Genomic DNA, 18,373 nt, shown 5'->3' on the forward strand with positions numbered 1-18,373 from the left:
CCGCTTTAAACGTTATAAGCAGCCTATAGTAGCGCAGGTTTAAAAGCCTGCGCTTTTTTATGTTCTCAATTGGGCAGCATTACTAAAACAGCGGCAATGGCTATGAGTATTAAGCCCGCGGTATCTTGCTTTTTAAGTGGCTGTTTGAGCCAAAGTACAGCAATTAGCATGGTAAAAAATACCTCTACCTGACCAAGCGTTTTAACATACGCTACGTGCTGTAAACTCATTGCGCTAAACCAGCCAATAGAGCCTACACAGCTAAAAGTACTAATTGCGGCAGTGGTGCCTTTATATTGCCAAAGTTTGCCAAGAGTGTGTGGCTCTTTTAGTAGTAAATAGCCAAGTAATATAAGCGTTTGTAGGCTTATTACAAACAGTAAAACCCATGCAGCTGAGTACGGAAACAATAACCCTGAATTTAAGCTCGCTTCACGCACCCACAGCGATGTAAGGGCAAAGCTGGTACCACAGGCAAGGCCAAGTAACGCTGTTTTAGAATCAAAATGTTTTACGCTGGTTATGCCGCTAAGTAAAAGCACCGCAATAGCGCCTAAAAATACACCCAGCCAACCAAGAAGGCTGAGCGCAGAACCAAAAAACAATACCCCTAAAATAGCCGCTACTAATGCCTCACTTTTAGCAAGCCCTGCACCTATGGCGTAATTATTCATTTTAAACAGTTTTACCATTAAGCCGGTGGCGAGTATTTGCATAACACTTGCGCCAATAACAAACCCCCAAAAGGCATTATTAAACGTAGGCATGGCTGTGTCTTTATATTGATAAAGACCATACAAATACACTGCAGCAATAGGGCCGGCTAAAATAAAGCGCGAGAGGGTTACGCCAGCCACACTTGTATGTGCGCTTAATTTACTTTGTAGGGCATTTCGCCATGCTTGCATAAAGGCGGCTAAAAAAGTGAAAAAGATCCAAGTCATAGGGGTCGTCGGTAAAAAATAAGGTCTATAAGTTAACAATCTTTAGTTATTAATGCGATGCATTAAGGGTGATAGTGAATATTCATCACCTGCGACATTATGCCGCACTGCTTTATAGGTAAACTTAGCTATAGTAAGTATGATGTTATTGTTTAGCCGCCTGCGTATGTCATAAAACGTGTTGGCGGCTTTTTTGTGTATGTGTGTTATATGTATTGGTTAAATAACTAGGTTTTAAAATAAGAGAATAAATTATGACAACATTAGTAGTATGCGCATTACTTGCTGTATTAATGCCTTATTTTGCAAAAATACCAGTGGCCATTGCGATGGCAAAGCTTGGCCAATACGACAATAAACACCCGCGCTCTCAACAAGCAAAATTAACGGGCTTTGGTGCGCGAACGCTCGCTGCTCATCAAAATTGTTTTGAATCACTAGCAGTGTTTGCCGTTGCTATTGCGGTGGTATTGGGAACTAACTCGGTAAATGCAGTAACCGAAACCTTGGCGGTTACTCATATAGTTTCGCGCACTTTGTATTGCATTTTTTATTGGTTGAACTTAGATATTATCCGTTCGCTTGTATGGTTTATTGGCTTAGGCACTGCCATTGCCATGATTGTAGTGAGTATTTAATTTTATTGTTAAAACCACAAAGCAAGCGGCCTAAAAGGGCGCTTGCTTTGTGCTCTTGCATTACTCATTAGCCTTAATGCGATACTTTAATTCGCTCTATTAAATCGGTATTAGCAACCTCGCTGTTTATAGCAAAATCGAGCTGTACAAGTACATCATTAAAGCCTGCCTCAGAGATTTTATACTCCCACTTTGCCAGCGCTTCTTTAGCTGATTTATCAAAAACGTCTGACGGCTTAGATTGAATGACACTAATGTTTTTTGTTCTGCCATTGGCGGCTATATCGTACTTTAATACAACCGAGCCGCTAATGCCTTGCTTAGCGGCTTGGGCTGGGTAGACAGGTTCAATGCGTATTGTTGGTGAAATATGCTCCTCTTTCGTTATTTCAGTTTGGGGCTGTTTTGCAATGGCTAAACCGCTAAGCATGCTTGTTGCTATTAGCAGTAAGCCACCTTTGGCAAGGCGAGAGTGATTGCCACTGTGCTTTATATTGGTAAGTCGTTGTAACATGGTTTTTTTATCTCCGTAGTGTGAATAAGCCATTAGGCCTGCGGGCGTTGCTGCCGCGCAGTTAACTAAGGCTTTGCTGTATAAAATGTGTTGGTGTGTGGTTTTATTGGCAAGTACCTGCTGATCACAAGTTAGCTCCTGCAAGCGTCTAAAGCTTGCGTAAGCCATCCAGGCGAGCGGGTTAAACCACATTAAAATAGTAGTCAGTAACAGCAGGGCATTTATTAGGTTATCTTTGCGTTTTATGTGCACAGCCTCATGCTCTAAAATAAGTGCCAAAGTGGCTTTATCAAACTGGGTTTTGTAATTACTAGGCAGTATGAGCTTACTTTGTACAATACCCACCACCATTGGCGATGCAATATGATTACTGGTATGGGTTTTAATGTGTGAGGTTAGAGTGTGTTCGCTATTAATTAAATAATTGAGCTGCAGGTTTTTTATAAAGCGAATATGCACAACAAACGCTATGCTAAACAGCACTAGGCTAACCACTACATAAAGCACGGCCCAATTTAGGCCTAAGTTATTAATAAGGGGTTGGTTAGGCGTTATTAAATAATGGCTAATGGCGCTATTTTGCAGTGGCTTAATGTTACTTGGTAAGTTTGCAACCAGTAACGATACGGGGATTAGGCATACTAATTTATACACAAAGCCTGGGCCAAGCAGCCTTAAACTAAAACGCTCACATATAATAAACCCGCCAAGCATTATGCTGAGTAATAATTGCTGCTCTAGTAACCAGTTGAACAGGGTTTGAATATCCATAGCCACTCCTTACTTTTGGTTTTTTTCCCAGTCATCAATGACCTTTTTTAACTCGTTTATATCTTGTTGCGAAAGCTGCTCTGATTTAGCAAACCCGCTTACCAGCGGCGCTATGCGGCCACTAAAAAAGCGCTCAATAAAGTTTTTGCTTTCTTTTAATGTGTAGTCGGCGCGCTCCATACAAGGAGTATAAATATATTGGCGGCCGTCTTTTTCAAAGGTCAGTGCGCCTTTTTTAACTAATCGACCCAGTAGGGTTTTAATGGTTTTTTCGTGCCATTGTTTATCATCGCTTAAGCGCTCAATAATTTGGCTGGCGGTTGCTGGGTAATTAATCCAAAGCGCATCAAGCACGTCGAATTCTGCTTTTGATAACTCAATCATTTTATTGCCTACAAATGTAATCTTTAAGTTAAGACTACACCTGTAATCTATTTTTGCAAGGTTATTTTTTAACTTTTTATGATGTAATTAAGCGACTTGGTATTAGGTTTTTGAAATATCTGTTTTATTAATTTGTATATAGTGGTTTTCAGGTAGGTTTAGGTTTGAGAGGGCAAGTTCGCTAAATTGCACTCTAAATAAATCAATTACTTTAAAGCCGCAGTAATGCGCCATTTTACGTATTTGTCTGTTAAGCCCTTGCTTTAAAATAATACTAAACTGGTTGTCAGCTATTTTTGTTACTTCACACGGTAAGGTTACTTGTTTATCGACGGGGATTCCTACGGCCATTTTTTCGCAAAACGCGTTATTAATAGGTTTATCTACCGTGACTAAATAATGTTTCGGCTGGTGGAAGTCAGGGTGAATAAGTTGATTACAAAAATCTCCGTCGTTGGTCAAAATAAGTAAGCCCCGAGAGTCTTTATCTAATCGGCCAATGGGGTAAACCCGAGTGAGGGTAGGCAAATGGTGAATAAGACTGGCGGGGTCACTTTCATTTAATTTGCAGTCAATGCCTACAGGCTTGTGGTACGCAAAATAAACTAAATCGGCAGCCCCTTTTACTGCTTGGCCATTAACTATTACGTCGTCTTGCTCATTAACGTGATCAATATGATTAGCAGGGCGATTATTTACAGTCACCACACCTTCATCAATTAAACGCGATGCCTGTTTTCGTGAGCACACACCAGCGTGAGCGATATATTTAGCGAGTCGAATTTTATTGCTCATAAGCTTAAAAGGCAGTGATGTAATAATTTGATCGCGATTATAGCAAAGGTGCGTATCTATAAAGTTACTTTTTATTAAAAGGCGATTGTTATGGGTATGAAATTTTCTGAGTTAAAAAAGCACGAACCATTACAAAAAGTGGTCGCGCACTCCCTTGAAATGGCGCTATATCAAGTGTCTGTCATTATAAATAACGTAGAGTATTACGTTACTGAAGAAAATGGCGAGTTTGTAAAAGCGCTCAGCCCGCTGCATATTCAAAAACGTTTTGAAAAAATAGCCTACGCCGAAATGGTACTGCGACACACTAGCGCTTACGATGAAATGTGCGGCCAACCCGAAAAAACAAGCAGCAATTTGCTAGAAGTACCTTATGGAAAAAATAACCTTTTTTAATTAAGTTTGTTTGCTAGTATCTGCTTCTTTAAGGGCGGTACATGTATCAATTAAAAGCAGATAATACCGATGCGTTAAACTCAGCGCTTCGCACTAAAATAGTTGAATTTAACGCGCAGCATTTTGATGCGCAAAGAGTGCCATTAGGCTATAAATTTGTTGATGAGCAAGGTGAGCTTGTTGCAGGTATTAGTGGGTGTGTGTTTGGAAATTGGCTGATGATTAGTTGGCTTTGGTGTAGCGATGTAGCGCGAGGTCAAGGGCTTGCAGATAAGTTACTAACGGCACTTGAACAATCAGCTGCTAAACTAGGTGCAACGACCGCTCAACTTGATACACTCGATTTTCAGGCCAAGCCTTTTTATGAAAAGCGCGGATACGTGGTTAAGTATCAGCTTAACAACTATCCGCGCTCTGGTACGCGTTACTTTATGGAAAAAACGCTTTAATTTAGTAGCTTAGTGTTATTTCTCTTTTAGTGGCTCACCATCAAAGCTCAGGCCTAAAAATGGAGTCGCTTCTGGCGCTAACATAAACGTGCGAATGTTCATGTGATCATCGCCTTTAGGGTTTTCTAGTACGTCTTCGCGGTAAAACTTACCAAAGCAATCCAATGTATTTTGCTTGCTTAAATCGTTTAATTTAGCAAACGCAAAAATTTTACACGAGCCATTGTTCTCGCTTGCAGAGCTAAGTAAGCCGTGGTTATTAAATCCACACGCGGTAAAATCGTAATTAGCTTCTATTACCGCCATGGTATCGCTAAATTGTATGCTTTTAGGGTTGTCTGCAAGTTGCTGCAAAAAATCGTTTAGTAACATGTTTGTCCTTTTCTAACAGAAGATTCAAAGAGAAAAATTAATAGTCGTTGCTTGTAAGCTCTGCACTTAAAAGCTTTCCGTCATAAATATAAAAATAACCATCCCAGTGTTGAGAAGTAAATTCTGCTGAGTCAAAGAACTCGTCGTAATCGCCTAACTTAGCAAGGCTTGCAACAGGGTCGTTGTATTTTACGCCTGATAAGTTCCACTGTGTACTTTGGTTAATATAGCCAGCTAATGCAGCGAGCTTAATTTTAGCGGTTGAAAAGGGCTCCACAAGCTTTAATTTAGAAATGTAGCCGTTGCCTTCATATATAAACTCATAACAAGGAGTAATGATTATATTGTCATGATTTTCATTAACTACTTTAAGCGTTTTACTATTTTTGTGTTTTTTTAAGTATTCATCGGCCAATATTGTGCCGTTATAGCATTGAGTGTTGCTCTTTATATGTTCAACTAATTCACCGTGCGATATACCAACAACTCTTTGCTCTGACTTGTTAATAGATACTTTATAAGATGCGGTTTCCACTTCATCAAAACTGTTTTTTAATTTATTAATTGCTGGTTGGGTTAAATCTGTATCTAAGAAAATAGCCTGATCTGTACCGGTGCTTATTTGTAATTTTTCATTTGCCAAAGAAAGCTCATTATTTATCACCATAGGTAGTAGCGTTTCATGGAACTGATAACCTATAAATACATTGTTTTTAAAGTGAAAAGCATGATTTCTTCCATATACAAGTATTGCGTTATTGTTATCGCTTAGCGATAAACTAGCAAGTCCGAGAGACGCTAATACCTGCTCATAGCTACTGCCAAATTGGAGTCCAAAAAAGTTAGTGGGGGTGATGAGGGGGTTGTTAAATTGAGTAAACTTAGGGGAATTGTTTATGTCTAAAGTGACATCAATTGCATTCCCCTCAATGGTATTTGAGAGGCTGTGCTTGTGCATTCCAGAAATAAATAGCTCGCTAGTCATAGCGACTTGTTGATTGCAGTTTTTTGAGGGGGTGAGCTTAATAAGGTAGTGTAATTTTTTTTGGGCTCTGCTTATTGTAGGAGTTTCAGCAGCGTGGCTGCTATTTGTAGTAAAGCGTTCCTCTACATATAGTTGCTCATGCTGTTGATTGTACTGTTCGCTATACTTATTCAGCGCTTTTTGTCTAAGGTTTTGTCTTTTTCTTTGATGGTTATCTAAATCTCTCAGTGTAGCGCTAAGGCTTATTTCTATTTCGGGTGAAATAGCCTCACAACTTTTGTCTTTTACAAAATAATTTGTTGCCTGAGCAGTACATTGCCAAAAACAAAGTAGTGTAAATAGTAGAGTACGCATAAACTTCCTTTTATTATTTTTTGTTTATTTAGCACTCAACTCTAACTCATCTGTTTGTTGATTTATATTAAATTTAAATCTAGATAAAAAGTTCATTCCTAACAAACCTTGGCCGCGGGTGTTTTCAATACTGAGCACTTCAAAACCGTAAATAGTTTGCATCCCTACTTTAAACGACTCAATTTGGTAGCGTTTTACTCTAATTTGCCCATTCGCCGTGTTTACGGTTACATCGCCTAAATACAGTGGTCTGGGTGAAAGTTGGTTAAGCACGTCACTCGAAAGAGAAGTAATACTTGCGCCGGTATCTATCATTAGCTCTGTTTTAATTGAGCTATTTAGCTCGGTGCTAATTAAGTAATGTGCGCCGTAGGGGGTAAGTGCAATAAAGTCATCTTGGGATTGAGCTTTCTCTATCATTGCGTGTAAGGCAGTTACTTCGGCTTGTAGTGGGTGATTTGATGGCATGCGCTCAATAGTTGTTAAGGCGCTAATAAAGTCCTCTAGTTGATAATAAGCATGCGCGAGTGCGTATAAAAAATGGCTATTGTCGTTTTGATAGTCGAGCCAAATTTGAGTTTGTTCAATAATTGTTTGCCAATTTTGCTGCTCACTCAAACTATGCAGTTCGTTAGTCGTTAAATGCACAAGGCGCCTATCTACAGGGCCTTGTTGGTGCTTGTTTAATAATGGGGAGAGCTCAAATAGCGCAATAATTGCGTTTTGCCGTTGCCCGCTTTTTACTAGGTAATCTACGTGTAAAGTGAGTAACTCGGTATTGTAAGGGTCTTTATTTAAAAGTGCATTTAACAATGACTGGCTAAGCAGTAAGTTTGTGTTTAGCCATTGCTTTAGTTGTGCTATCCACGAAGCGTATAAAGTATGTGCTTTTTTTGGAGCGCTTAGATTTAGTTGCTGATATGTATTTAGAGCATCATCAAATTTGTGTTGTGTAAATTGCTGTTGAGCTTGGCTGAGCAGGTTACTTTTTGGCGCTTTGATGCTCTCGCCGCTGTGGATTTTTTGTGTGCCAACCACAGGTTGTTTTTGTGGCCACAATAAGTAAGCGTTTAGGCTAAGCGAGCCTATTAATAGCAAGGTAATTAGCTTGGTATAATGGCTCATTGCAACCTCTTCGTTCTATTTAGGCTATTTGATAAAGTGCGCTAAGGCATGAATATTCGCAATTTCAACATCGGCAAGGCCTTTGTAGTGATAAGCCGCGCCTTGGTCGTTTAACCAAACCGATTGGCAGCCTGCATTATTAGCGCCTTGTACGTCGGTATCTAGGCTATCGCCAATATGTAAAATTTCACTTTTAGCCACGTTTAAGTGTGCGGCGGCTTTATCAAACAGTGTACCGTGGGGCTTGGCTTTACCGTGCATACCAGCTTGCAATACCAGCTCAAATTTATCGCGTAAGTTAAAGCGCTCAATTTCAACATTGCCATTGGTTATTGCAACCAGCGTAAAGTGCTGGGCTAAGTTATCTAGCAGCTTTAGTACGTCGTCGGTTACCACTATTTTACTGCGCGCATCGGCAAAGGCGTTATAGGCAGCATCGGCATGATGCTCTACCTCTTGCTCATTTAAATCTAGCTTTGAAAGGGCTAAGCGTAGCGTATGTTGGCGCCATTTAGTTACATTATCAGCAAGCTCTGGTAACTGTAATACAGCCTCGTTGCGGCATTGTTGCCAGTATTTTGGGCCTTTTTGTAAGTAGCTGGGTAGAGCGTTTAAATAATCTTGCTGGGCTTTAACCGCGGCTTTTATTATAGGGTGGTTGTTATACAGGGTGTCGTCTAAATCAAAGCTCATAACTGAAAAAGGGCGAGGAGCACGATTAAATCGGATCATAATTACATTCCTAATCGGTTTGTTTTTTAGCGCGCGGATGAGTGTTGTCGTACACCTTTGCTAAATGCTGAAAATCTAAATGCGTATATACTTGCGTAGCCGATAAACTACTGTGCCCTAATAATTCTTGCACAGCGCGTAAATCGCCAGATGATTCTAAAATATGAGAGGCAAACGAGTGGCGAAGTTTATGTGGGTGCACTTGTGAGCTAATGCCTTGTTTTATTCCCCACTCTTGCATGCGTAAGCGAACTTGGCGAACCGAAATACGATTTTTTTTACTGCTTAAAAACACCGCCATTTCGTCAGGCTTTGCAAATTGCCCCCGTATGTTGAGCCAGTTTTTTAACGCTGTGAGCGCTTTGCGACCCACGGGAAGGAGGCGCTCTTTGTTACCTTTACCTTTGACTAATATTTCGCCGTTTGCAGCGTTTATATCTCGTAAGTTGGTGCCAACTAACTCGCTAATGCGTAGCCCGGATGAATACATAAGCTCCATCATAGCTTTGTCTCGTATGGCTAATGGGTCGTCATCGTTAATCTCCAGTAGGCTTGCCATTTGATCTACATCGAGATTTTTAGGTAAAGGCTTAGAAAATTTAGGCCCTTTAATGCCTTGTGCTGGGTTATGATAATGCGCGTGCTGAGCAATGTTTTTGGCTTTTAAAAATTTATACAAACTACGAATGCAGCTTAATTTTAAACTAATGGTGCGCCCACTTAATTGCTTTGAACGAAGCGCCATGCTGTAGCGGCGAATATGCTCGCCTTGTACGCCAAACCAGTCATCACATAATTTACTAAAATACAGGGCGGCAAAGTTTAGTTGGCTAACATACTGATTTACAGTGTGCTCTGAGTACTGTCTTTCGTACTTTAAATAGTCACTAAATAAATGAATGGGTGTACGCCAATGCTCACTTAATTGCTCAGTGTTAGGCGTCTCGTCGCTCATGCCAATTCCAACAGCCTAAGTTGCAATGCATGAACAAAATCAAGCACGAATAGGTTATCTTGTGCGGGTTCAAAATGGTTTTCATCATGGCTGCCAAAGGCCAATATAGCGACGGGTTTTTCAGCGCAACCAATAAGATAAATAGCAGAAGACTGCGTGTTTTCGCAAAATAATAGCTCACGCTCTTGCTGATTAACGCGTCCTAGGTAGTGCCCAAATTGGCTAAGGCGGTGCTCAATAAGCCCATCTAAAGTGTTGTTGTATTTAACCAACCTACACTCGCTAATGTGTGGGCTGGTACAAATAATATTGCGCAAATTTGCGGCAAGCGTATTAAAGTCGTAGTTTGTCCACAGTTGGCGATGGCATTGGCTAAACAAGCGATACACTAGCTCATTTTGCGTAGCGTGTTCGCTCATACTGTGTATTTGATTTTTTAACTGAGTATTGTGCTCGCGCAATTGGCGCTGTTGTATGTGCACAAGCGAGGTGGCGCCTTGCGTTTTGTGGTGTAACTCAAGTTGTGCAAGTAGCTCTGGCTGCTCTATTAAAAAATCAGGGTGGCGCGCTAAATACTCAGCGACTTGCTCTTTTGTTAGCTCGCTCATAAGGCAACTTGCCCATCAAATACATGCTCGGCTGGGCCTGTCATGCGGACAGGGTGACCTTCGCCGCTCCAACGTACTTGTAATGTGCCGCCGGGTAAATCAACTTGTACCGTGGTGTTAAGTTTGCTTTGAATGTGGCCAATTACCATTGCTGCGCAGGCACCCGTGCCACACGCTAGGGTTTCACTAACGCCGCGCTCCCACACCCTAAGTTTAATATGATCTTGCGAGACCACCTGCATAAAGCCAATATTGGCTCGATTTGGAAAACGTTCGTGGTTTTCAAGCAGCGGACCAAGCACCTCAACTTGGGCGGTAGCTATATCGTCAACTTCTAACACGCAATGCGGATTACCCATAGACACAGCGCCACTAAATACAGTGTGCTCTTGAGCTCTTATTATATAAGTTAGTTCTCGCTTGCTGGCTTTAAGCGGGATTTTAGCAGGCTCAAAATTAGGATGGCCCATGTTTACCGTCACTTGCCCGTCTTTTTCTATGTATAGCGTGAGGTTGCCCGACTTAGTCGAGACACTAATTTTGTGCTTGTTAGTTAAGCCTTTCATGCGCACAAAGCGGGCAAAACAGCGTGCGCCATTTCCGCATTGTTCTACTTCATTGCCATCGGCATTAAATATACGGTAATGGAAGTCGAGATCAGGGGAGTAAGGGGCTTCAACCATAAGTAATTGGTCAAAGCCAATACCAAAGTGGCGATCAGCCAGTTTTTTGATTTGATCGCGAGACAAAAATACATTTTGTGTAATGTTATCAATTACAACAAAGTCGTTGCCTAAGCCGTGCATTTTGGAAAAATTAACTAACATAGCGCTCTAATTCGGGTTTGCTCTGCGCTAATCATGCCACAGAGCAGCGCCTTAACAAAAACGTTTATGGTAAAATTTTCTCACCTTGATAAAGGCTCTCGATGGTTTCGCGTTGGCGAATAAGGTGGTGTTGCTCACCATCTACCATTATTTCGGCCACGCGTGGGCGAGAGTTGTAGTTTGAACTCATTGTAAAACCATAGGCACCAGCACTTCGCTGCGCCAATAAGTCGCCTTGTTTAAGGGCTAGCTCGCGGTCTTTTCCTAAAAAGTCGCCGGTTTCGCACACTGGGCCCACAATATCAAAGTTATGTGTTGGGGTGTCGTCATCGCGCACCGATACAGGAATGATTTTTTGCCATGCCTGATAAAGCGAAGGGCGAAGCATGTCGTTCATACCCGCATCGACAATGGCAAAAAATTTATCTTGGTTTTGCTTAATAAACTCAACCTGCGTTACTAAAATTCCAGCATTAGCGGCTATAGCGCGTCCTGGCTCAAAAATAAGCTCAAGGTGTTTGTAATTGGCTAAGCGCTCGGTAACTTGCGCAGCATATTCACTTGGGTGAGGAGGCTGTTCATCATTATAAGGAACGCCTAACCCGCCGCCAATATCTAAATGAGTAAGCTCAATACCATTTGCTTTAAGCTCATCTATTAATGCCATTAGCTTATCAAGCGCTTCTAAAAAAGGTTTAACCTCAGTTAATTGCGAGCCTATGTGGCAATCTACACCTGTTACTTTTAGACCTGGTAAAGACGCCGCATGCTGATAAACGCTCACAGCCGTTTGAATATCGATACCAAATTTGTTTTCTTTTAAACCGGTAGAAATATACGGGTGTGTTTTGGCATCTATATCAGGGTTTACACGAATAGAAATAGGGGCTTCTAAATTTAACTCGCACGCTACCTCAGAAATACGCTCAAGCTCTGAGGCCGATTCAACGTTAAAGCATTTAATGCCTAACTTTAGTGCATAAGCAATTTCGTCGGCGGTTTTAGCCACACCTGAAAACACCACTTTACTGGCATCACCGCCGGCTTTTATTACACGCGCCAGCTCACCTTTAGACACTATGTCAAACCCTGAGCCTAAACGCGCTAATATATTTAATACTGCAATATTAGAATTAGCTTTAACTGCGTAGCACACCAAGCTTTTATGATTTTTAGTGGCATTTGCAAAGGCTAAATAATGGCGCTCAAAAGTAGCACGCGAGTACACATAACACGGCGTACCATAGTGCTGAGCAATTGTGGCAATGCTGACATCTTCGGCAAATAATTGATTGTTTTGATAGTTAAAATAATCCATTTATTGCTCCTGCACTTGCTCTGTGTTGGTTTTTTTTACGGGCGTTGGCTGTGCCGTATTAGGGGGTGTGTTTTGCTCAGCCTGTTGCTCTGGTAAATACAAAGGCCCGCTTTGGCCGCAGCCAGCTAATGCACTTAGCAGTAAAGTACTTATATATAGTCGTTTTAATTGTAAGGTATGTGTCGCTTTCATTAGATTAATACGGTTGCTGGCTTTATAATCGCAGAGTAACAGAATATCTAAAAAATGCAGCTATTCGCGGATGATTTTATTCCTGTTACACTAGCTGTATATAAACCGTACCCAATATTAGGCAGCTCGCCTGCAAAGGAAAATTACAATGACTGAACACGAATATCACCAATTAGCCGAAGCTCTTATGTTCACAATTGAAGAGCAAGTTGATGATTGCGAAGCAGATTTAGACTACGAATCGGCAGAGGGTATTTTAGAAATAATTTTCCCTGATAAAAGTAAAATTGTAATTAACAAACAAGCGCCTTTGCATCAAGTGTGGGTTGCGACTAAATTTAATGGCCACCATTTTGAAATGCGTGACGGCCAGTGGATTGATAACCGCTCTGGCGCAGAGTTTTGGGAGTTTATGAACCAAGCGTCTACTCGCCAAGCTGGCCAAGAAATTAAGTGGCAATCAAGCTTATGAGTTTAGAGTTTGCACAATACCCAGCGCAAGGTGAGCATAAAGCCACTGTTATTTGGTTACATGGTTTAGGCGACTCTGGCGATGGCTTTGCTCCGGTTGCACCGCAACTTAACTTACCCAGTGAGCTTGGTATACGATTTATTTTTCCGCATGCGCCTATTCAACCGGTCACCATAAATGGTGGCATGGAAATGCGCTCGTGGTACGACATTAAATCTATAGAATTAGACAAACGCGCCGATGAACAAGGCGTGAGAGATTCAGCCGAAAAAGTGCAAGCCCTTATCAATCAAGAAATTGAAAATGGTATACCTGCCAATAAAATTATTTTGGCGGGCTTTTCGCAAGGGGGCGTGGTGTCTTTACATTTAGCGCCGCGATTTGAGCACAAACTTGCAGGTGTTATGGCGCTGTCTACTTATATGTGCGTGCCTGAAAAGCTAGCGCAAGAAGCAAAGCATACTGATTTAAATGTATTTATGGCTCATGGTAGCCAAGATAATGTAGTGCCGCATAGCGCGGGTAGAAGTGCGTTTGAAGTATTAACAGCACATAACATGGATGTAAGCTGGCAAGAATACCCTATGGCTCATCAGGTTTGCGCAGAAGAACTGCAAGCTATTCGCCAATGGTTAATTGCCCGTTTAAGCTAATTTGGAGCCGCTGAGGTCAATATGAGTCAAAAAATAGTTATTAAAGCAAATGTAAAACGCGAACCACAAAATAGTATACCTAATGTAAGCTACGAGTGGCATTGGCGTCGTATTGCGAGTGTTTCTATGTTAGTAGCAATGACCTCGGCAGCGGTTGTGTATGGCTTAACTAGCTCGGTAAATGCCGAGCAGGGCGAGCAATCTAATGAGCAATCGCCGTATTCACCTTTAAGCGACAACACAGCAGATAATGTTGAGCCCACGGTGAGTATAAATGACGAGCAAACGCGCCCAAATGAGCTTATAAATGATATAGCAGATGTGGCGCCAGCGGTGCTTGAAGATGAAAGCGTTAATAATACTTCGTTAGCGCAAAGCAATAATGAGCAAACGGATATAGAACCAATTGCTAACGTTCAAAGCAATCAAGTTTCTGTTATTAAGCAATCAGATACTGAACTCGCTGAGCCTATCGCTAATCAGCCGCTTACAAGCACGCAGTTAAGCGCATCATCCAATGGACAGCTCCCAGATATTGAAAACGACGACGGTTCGCTAACTAGCAGTGAAGGCTTTTCATCTAATGCGAACATTGCCAGTGTTGCGTTAGGCGCACAAATTGATACAGGTAAAATTAGCCGTGCAGTGCTTACTCGCAAAGTAAGTAAGCGCGAGCCCACGAATGTATTTGCTGCAGATATCCGCTTAAATCAGTTTGAAGAGGCACTTTCGTTTTTTAGTGAGCTTAAAAACCTACAAGGCCAACAAGTAAAGCATGTATGGTCTTATGAGGGTGAAACCATGGCTGAGATTTCACTTAATGTTACCTCGCCGCGCTACAGAACGTACTCAACCAAAAATATTATGAATACACAAACAGGCCACTGGCGTGTAGATGTTGTTGATGAGCAAGGTAATTTAATTGCTCAAAAAGAATTTAGAATTTTAGCTAATTAAGCTTGGCTATTAGCTGTAACTATTTGGATACCCCTATGACAGAAAAAACAAAGTTAGTACGCATTGCAACCCGTAAAAGTGCTTTAGCGCTTTGGCAGGCTGAATTTGTAAAAGCACAGCTTGAGCATTTTCATGCTGATGTGCGCGTAGAATTAGTCCCTATGTCTACTCAAGGGGATATTATTTTAGATACACCGCTTGCTAAAATTGGTGGTAAAGGCTTGTTTGTTAAAGAGCTTGAGCAAGCAATGTTAGATGGCCGCGCGGATATAGCAGTGCATTCAATGAAAGATGTACCCGTAGAATTTCCAGAAGGCTTAGCACTGCACACAATCTGTGAGCGTGAAGACCCGCGCGACGCGTTTGTATCAAATAACTTTGCCAATTTAAGCGAATTACCACAAGGCGCTGTAGTTGGTACTTCTAGCCTTCGCCGTCAGTGCCAAATTAGAGCTTTGCGCCCTGATTTAGTCATTAAAGACTTACGTGGTAATGTTAATACTCGTTTAGCTAAGCTAGATGATGGCCAGTACGATGCGATTATTTTAGCTGCAGCCGGATTGCTACGTTTAAAAATGGACGAGCGTATTGCTGATTATATTGAGCCAGAGGTATCTCTACCTGCTAACGGACAAGGTGCTGTCGGCATTGAATGTCGTATTGACGATGAAGTAACAAAAGCCTTACTGGCCCCGCTTGAGCATACCCAAACACGTATTCGTGTAAATGCAGAGCGTGCTATGAATCGTCATTTAGAAGGTGGCTGCCAAGTACCAATTGGTGCCTACGCATTAGTTGATGGCGAGCAAGTGCATTTACGTGGCCTCGTGGGCGCAGTAGATGGTAGTGAAATTTTACATGACGAAGTAACCGGTCATATAAATGATGCAGAAGCTATCGGTGTGCAGCTAGCTAAAAAGTTATTAGCGCAAGGCGCCGACAAAATATTAGCAGAAGTATATAGAGACGCATAAATGACACATATCCTGATAACTCGGCCCGAAGGAAAAGGCGCAGCCCTTGCTCAGCAACTTGAGCAAGCGGGTTATCAGGCGTCATTATTTCCTGTTTTAAAAATATCCTACCTTATGCCTTCTACTACCGAGCTAAGCCCGCTAATTAATGCCGATAAAATTATTTTTATCTCTCAAGATGCCGTTACTGCCCTTGCGCAATTAAAGCCAACAATAAATACCAAAGCGCAATTTTACGCAGTAGGTCAGCAAACTGCAGATACTATTTATGTGTTATTTGGCGTGCGCGCAGCAGTGCCTAAACTGCATGATTCTGAAGGGTTATTGGCGCTAAACTCGTTAGCTGAGGTTGATGGTAGCAATATTGTATTAGTAAAAGGCCAAGCGGGGCGTCCAGATATTGCCAAAACCTTAAAGGCGCGTGGGGCATTTTTAAATAACTGTGTGGTATACAAGCGCGAGCCAATAAGCGCTGAAAAAGCCAACTGGACAGACCACTGGCAAAGCCTGAAAGTACAAGGTATAGTCATAACCAGTAATGCAGCAGTTGATGCAATATTTAATAACCTGACTGAACAACAGTTACAGTGGTTACAACAGTGCCGATTTTATGTTGCTAGCGAGCGTATAGCCGCTTATTTACAACAGCAACAGGTAAGCTCGGCTAATATACACATTGCCGCAGGGGCAAGCGATACCGCTATGTTTTCCTGCATAAAACAGCAAGGTAGCAAAATGAGCGAACAGTCAAAGCCAGTAACGGCAGATAACACACCAACCACTAAGGCAGCGGCCTCTGCACAAAAAAAAGAGGCAGCTAAAGCACACAGTAAACCACATAACGATAAGCAAAAAATAAGTAAATTAGCGGTATTAGCGCTGATCATTTCGCTTATTGTTGCCTGTGGTGTGGGGTATGAGTTTTACCAAAAACTCAATGCAGGTAAAGCCCAAAATGTAGCTGTTAATGAACTAAAAGAAGAAAACGCGTTATTGTCACAAGAGTTACAGGCGCTCAAGTCTGCGCAATCTAATCTTCAGCAAGCATTGTTCAATAGTGAACAAAAAGTGGCGGCTGCGCTTAATGAAAGTGCAGAGAACAACCAGCAACAATTAAAAGCTGCATTGCAACAAGCTCAGCAGCAAGGCGCTTCACTAAACCCGCAAGAAGTAACCAGCTTACAACGTATGGCTGAGTTTAAACTGTGGGCTGAAAAAGATTACCAAGGTGCCAGCGCTGTACTTAAACGCTTAGATGCCTTATTGAGTGAACACCCAGGTACTGTTGCAGTTCGCCAAGCAATAACACAAGACATTCAAACACTAGATAGCTTAAAACCTATCCCAACAGAAGCCATTTACTTAAAACTTAATAGCGTGTTATCAAGCATAGATAACCTTGCATTTAATGCCGTTAACATACCGCAAGAAACAGCAGAAATTGAAAAAAATGCCTTGAGTGAAGATGTAAGCGATTGGCAGCAAAACCTAAGTAATAGCTGGAACAAGCTAGTTGATAGCTTTATTACTATTCGCCAGCACGAAGGGGTTGCTATAGAGCCACTGCTAACCGATCAGGAGCGCCACTTAATTAATCAACGTATTAAATTAAATGTGACGCAAGCTCAAGATGCATTAATGAGCAAACAAGCGAGCATTTATTTTAGTGCCATAAGTGAGGCAAAGCGTCTTGTTAATGAGTACTTTAAACAAGATGACGAGGCGACAAAAGTGGTTATAAATGCACTAACTAGCCTAGAAAAAGAGCCATTAAACTTTAACCCTGAAGTAAACCTACAAAGTACACAGCAGGTTAAGGAGTGGGCGCAATGATAGGGCTTATAGTATTAATTGTTGCGATTGTTTTAGTTTTAGCGATTACGCCATTTGTACTGGATGAAAAAGGCTATGTGCTGATCTCGTTTAACAACACCACGATTGAAGGCACGATTGTATCGTTTTGTATTATGGCGGTAATTAGTGCAACAATTTTGTTTTTAACTTACAAATTAGTGCGCTATTTATTGTCGATTTATCATAATACTAAACATGGTTTTTTTGCGCGTAGCGAAGAGCGAAAGCAAGCAGCTATAGAGCAAGCCTTATGGAGTGCGATAAACGATGATTACGAGCTTGTTGAGCAAACGTTATCAGGTAATAGTGTACCCAGTAAGTTTGAAGATATACGCTTAGCGCTATTAGCAAAAGCAGCGCTTGCTAATAACCAAACCGACAAAGCACTAGAGCGTTTATTTGAAATTAGCCCAGAGCAGCAACTTAACGTTGCTAAACTTTGGATAGCCAGTGGCGATAGTAGCGCAATAGAATCACAAATGCGTGCTAACAGCGATTCAAAAAAAGCGACACCACTTGAGCTTAAGCTATACGCCGAAATACTTGTACAGCAACAGCACTTTAGTGCACTTGAAGACTTTTTACCGCGTTTACTTCGCAAAAAAGTCCTCAACGATGCGCAGTGGACACAGCTGTTTAATGCCTATTTTAATGCACAAGCTAGCGATAAAATCACTGAAAAATATAAACAACTTCCTAAAAAGCTACAAGCTCATGCTAATACAGCTTACTTAATGCAAATGGCTAAAGTGGGCCAGTTAAGTACGATTGAAAGTGACTTAATTAAAATGGTGAAGCACGACGAGCAACATGCTCAGCTGGCTAATATATTAAGTAACGCCACCTCGGCAGAGGCTGTAAAGCTTCAAAGTAGTATTCAAGAGCGCCTGAAAAAAGATGATGCAAACAACGCATTATTACTCTCGCTTGCGTGTTTAGCTAATGCTCAAGGCGATTATGAGTTAGCCGCAAAGGTTTTTGATAAAGCCTTGAATATCGAAAACAAAAAGCAATTTGCTCAGCAAGCAGCGCTTAGCTATAAAAATACCGCACAAGCCGATAAAGCACTCGTTTTGTATCAATAAAGGCTACACTTATACTTTT

The 18,373-nt window shown here is 41.5% G+C and carries 22 protein-coding genes; 9 read left to right on the forward strand and 13 right to left on the reverse strand.

The genetic code is table 11. The features are described 5' to 3' along the window. Positions 1-65: 65 nt before the first annotated feature. Positions 66-944 carry a DMT family transporter gene (locus EJ103_RS00470; protein WP_206435488.1) on the reverse strand — a complete coding sequence of 293 codons (879 nt, stop codon included), beginning with the start codon at positions 942-944 and terminating at the stop codon, positions 66-68. Positions 945-1,198: 254 nt separating this feature from the next. Here EJ103_RS00470 and EJ103_RS00475 point away from each other — a divergent pair, with 254 nt between their 5' ends. Next, positions 1,199-1,582 (forward strand): MAPEG family protein, encoded by a 384-nt coding sequence (locus EJ103_RS00475; RefSeq protein ID WP_121636797.1) that lies wholly within the window; start codon positions 1,199-1,201, stop codon positions 1,580-1,582. Positions 1,583-1,655: 73 nt separating this feature from the next. Here the strand turns inward: EJ103_RS00475 and EJ103_RS00480 are convergent, their stop codons facing one another. The 3 genes from EJ103_RS00480 to EJ103_RS00490 form a co-directional block, all read right to left on the reverse strand. Continuing rightward, positions 1,656-2,867, reverse strand: coding sequence for a M56 family metallopeptidase (locus EJ103_RS00480; protein WP_126005455.1), 1,212 nt, complete (start codon positions 2,865-2,867; stop codon positions 1,656-1,658). 9 nt (positions 2,868-2,876) lie between these two features. Further along, positions 2,877-3,251 carry a BlaI/MecI/CopY family transcriptional regulator gene (locus EJ103_RS00485; RefSeq protein ID WP_004588989.1) on the reverse strand — a complete coding sequence of 125 codons (375 nt, stop codon included), beginning with the start codon at positions 3,249-3,251 and terminating at the stop codon, positions 2,877-2,879. Between the two features lie 102 nt (positions 3,252-3,353). Further along, positions 3,354-4,046: a pseudouridine synthase gene (locus tag EJ103_RS00490; RefSeq protein WP_126005457.1), complete on the reverse strand. Its 693-nt coding sequence runs from the start codon at positions 4,044-4,046 to the stop codon at positions 3,354-3,356. 90 nt (positions 4,047-4,136) lie between these two features. Between EJ103_RS00490 and EJ103_RS00495 the strand changes: the two genes are divergently transcribed. Together EJ103_RS00495 and EJ103_RS00500 are read left to right on the forward strand one after the other, a co-directional pair. Beyond that, positions 4,137-4,442: a DUF6482 family protein gene (locus EJ103_RS00495; protein WP_004588987.1), complete on the forward strand. Its 306-nt coding sequence runs from the start codon at positions 4,137-4,139 to the stop codon at positions 4,440-4,442. A 41-nt stretch (positions 4,443-4,483) separates the two neighbouring features. After that, positions 4,484-4,891, forward strand: a complete 408-nt coding sequence (locus EJ103_RS00500; protein WP_126005459.1) for a GNAT family N-acetyltransferase — start codon at positions 4,484-4,486, stop codon at positions 4,889-4,891. A gap of 15 nt (positions 4,892-4,906) precedes the next feature. Here the strand turns inward: EJ103_RS00500 and EJ103_RS00505 are convergent, their stop codons facing one another. From EJ103_RS00505 to EJ103_RS00545, 9 genes are all read right to left on the reverse strand, one after another. After that, positions 4,907-5,263 carry a HopJ type III effector protein gene (locus EJ103_RS00505; protein ID WP_126005461.1) on the reverse strand — a complete coding sequence of 119 codons (357 nt, stop codon included), beginning with the start codon at positions 5,261-5,263 and terminating at the stop codon, positions 4,907-4,909. A gap of 37 nt (positions 5,264-5,300) precedes the next feature. Further along, on the reverse strand, positions 5,301-6,602 hold the full coding sequence (locus EJ103_RS00510; RefSeq protein WP_126005463.1) for a hypothetical protein: 1,302 nt from the start codon (positions 6,600-6,602) through the stop codon (positions 5,301-5,303). A gap of 24 nt (positions 6,603-6,626) precedes the next feature. After that, positions 6,627-7,727, reverse strand: coding sequence for a retroviral-like aspartic protease family protein (locus EJ103_RS00515; protein ID WP_126005465.1), 1,101 nt, complete (start codon positions 7,725-7,727; stop codon positions 6,627-6,629). Between the two features lie 24 nt (positions 7,728-7,751). Further along, the gene (locus EJ103_RS00520; protein ID WP_126005467.1) at positions 7,752-8,459 is read right to left on the reverse strand and encodes an HAD-IA family hydrolase; all 708 of its coding nucleotides are present in this window, start codon (positions 8,457-8,459) and stop codon (positions 7,752-7,754) included. 10 nt (positions 8,460-8,469) lie between these two features. After that, positions 8,470-9,414: a tyrosine recombinase XerC gene (locus EJ103_RS00525; RefSeq protein WP_126005469.1), complete on the reverse strand. Its 945-nt coding sequence runs from the start codon at positions 9,412-9,414 to the stop codon at positions 8,470-8,472. Further along, complete coding sequence (locus EJ103_RS00530; RefSeq protein ID WP_024032071.1) at positions 9,411-10,022, reverse strand: DUF484 family protein; 612 nt, start codon at positions 10,020-10,022, stop codon at positions 9,411-9,413. Before EJ103_RS00530 ends, EJ103_RS00525 begins: the two co-directional genes overlap by 4 nt. Continuing rightward, positions 10,019-10,849 (reverse strand): diaminopimelate epimerase, encoded by an 831-nt coding sequence (dapF, locus tag EJ103_RS00535; protein ID WP_004588980.1) that lies wholly within the window; start codon positions 10,847-10,849, stop codon positions 10,019-10,021. The genes EJ103_RS00530 and dapF overlap by 4 nt, the downstream gene beginning before the upstream one ends. 64 nt (positions 10,850-10,913) lie before the next feature. Next, positions 10,914-12,167 carry a diaminopimelate decarboxylase gene (lysA, locus tag EJ103_RS00540; protein ID WP_029773748.1) on the reverse strand — a complete coding sequence of 418 codons (1,254 nt, stop codon included), beginning with the start codon at positions 12,165-12,167 and terminating at the stop codon, positions 10,914-10,916. Further along, the gene (locus EJ103_RS00545) at positions 12,168-12,359 is read right to left on the reverse strand and encodes a lipoprotein (protein WP_004588978.1); all 192 of its coding nucleotides are present in this window, start codon (positions 12,357-12,359) and stop codon (positions 12,168-12,170) included. 148 nt (positions 12,360-12,507) lie between these two features. Between EJ103_RS00545 and cyaY the strand changes: the two genes are divergently transcribed. Genes cyaY through EJ103_RS00575 form a run of 6 tightly spaced genes read left to right on the forward strand, consistent with a single transcriptional unit; the run spans position 12,508 to position 18,354 of the window. Next, positions 12,508-12,831: an iron donor protein CyaY gene (gene cyaY / locus EJ103_RS00550; protein ID WP_004588977.1), complete on the forward strand. Its 324-nt coding sequence runs from the start codon at positions 12,508-12,510 to the stop codon at positions 12,829-12,831. After that, positions 12,828-13,484 (forward strand): alpha/beta fold hydrolase, encoded by a 657-nt coding sequence (locus EJ103_RS00555; RefSeq protein WP_004588976.1) that lies wholly within the window; start codon positions 12,828-12,830, stop codon positions 13,482-13,484. The genes cyaY and EJ103_RS00555 overlap by 4 nt, the downstream gene beginning before the upstream one ends. Before the next feature lie 21 nt (positions 13,485-13,505). Beyond that, positions 13,506-14,441 carry a DUF2914 domain-containing protein gene (locus tag EJ103_RS00560; RefSeq protein WP_126005471.1) on the forward strand — a complete coding sequence of 312 codons (936 nt, stop codon included), beginning with the start codon at positions 13,506-13,508 and terminating at the stop codon, positions 14,439-14,441. A 35-nt stretch (positions 14,442-14,476) separates the two neighbouring features. After that, entirely contained in the window at positions 14,477-15,415 is a 939-nt protein-coding gene (hemC, locus tag EJ103_RS00565; protein ID WP_029773745.1) for a hydroxymethylbilane synthase, read from the forward strand. Then, the gene (locus EJ103_RS00570) at positions 15,416-17,248 is read left to right on the forward strand and encodes a uroporphyrinogen-III synthase (protein ID WP_126005473.1); all 1,833 of its coding nucleotides are present in this window, start codon (positions 15,416-15,418) and stop codon (positions 17,246-17,248) included. It begins immediately after the preceding gene. Beyond that, the gene (locus tag EJ103_RS00575; protein WP_126005475.1) at positions 17,245-18,354 is read left to right on the forward strand and encodes a heme biosynthesis HemY N-terminal domain-containing protein; all 1,110 of its coding nucleotides are present in this window, start codon (positions 17,245-17,247) and stop codon (positions 18,352-18,354) included. Before EJ103_RS00570 ends, EJ103_RS00575 begins: the two co-directional genes overlap by 4 nt. Positions 18,355-18,373: the final 19 nt, after the last annotated feature.

Origin of the sequence: Pseudoalteromonas sp. Xi13, from assembly GCF_003952205.1 — a bacterium.
Lineage (GTDB): Bacteria > Pseudomonadota > Gammaproteobacteria > Enterobacterales > Alteromonadaceae > Pseudoalteromonas > Pseudoalteromonas atlantica.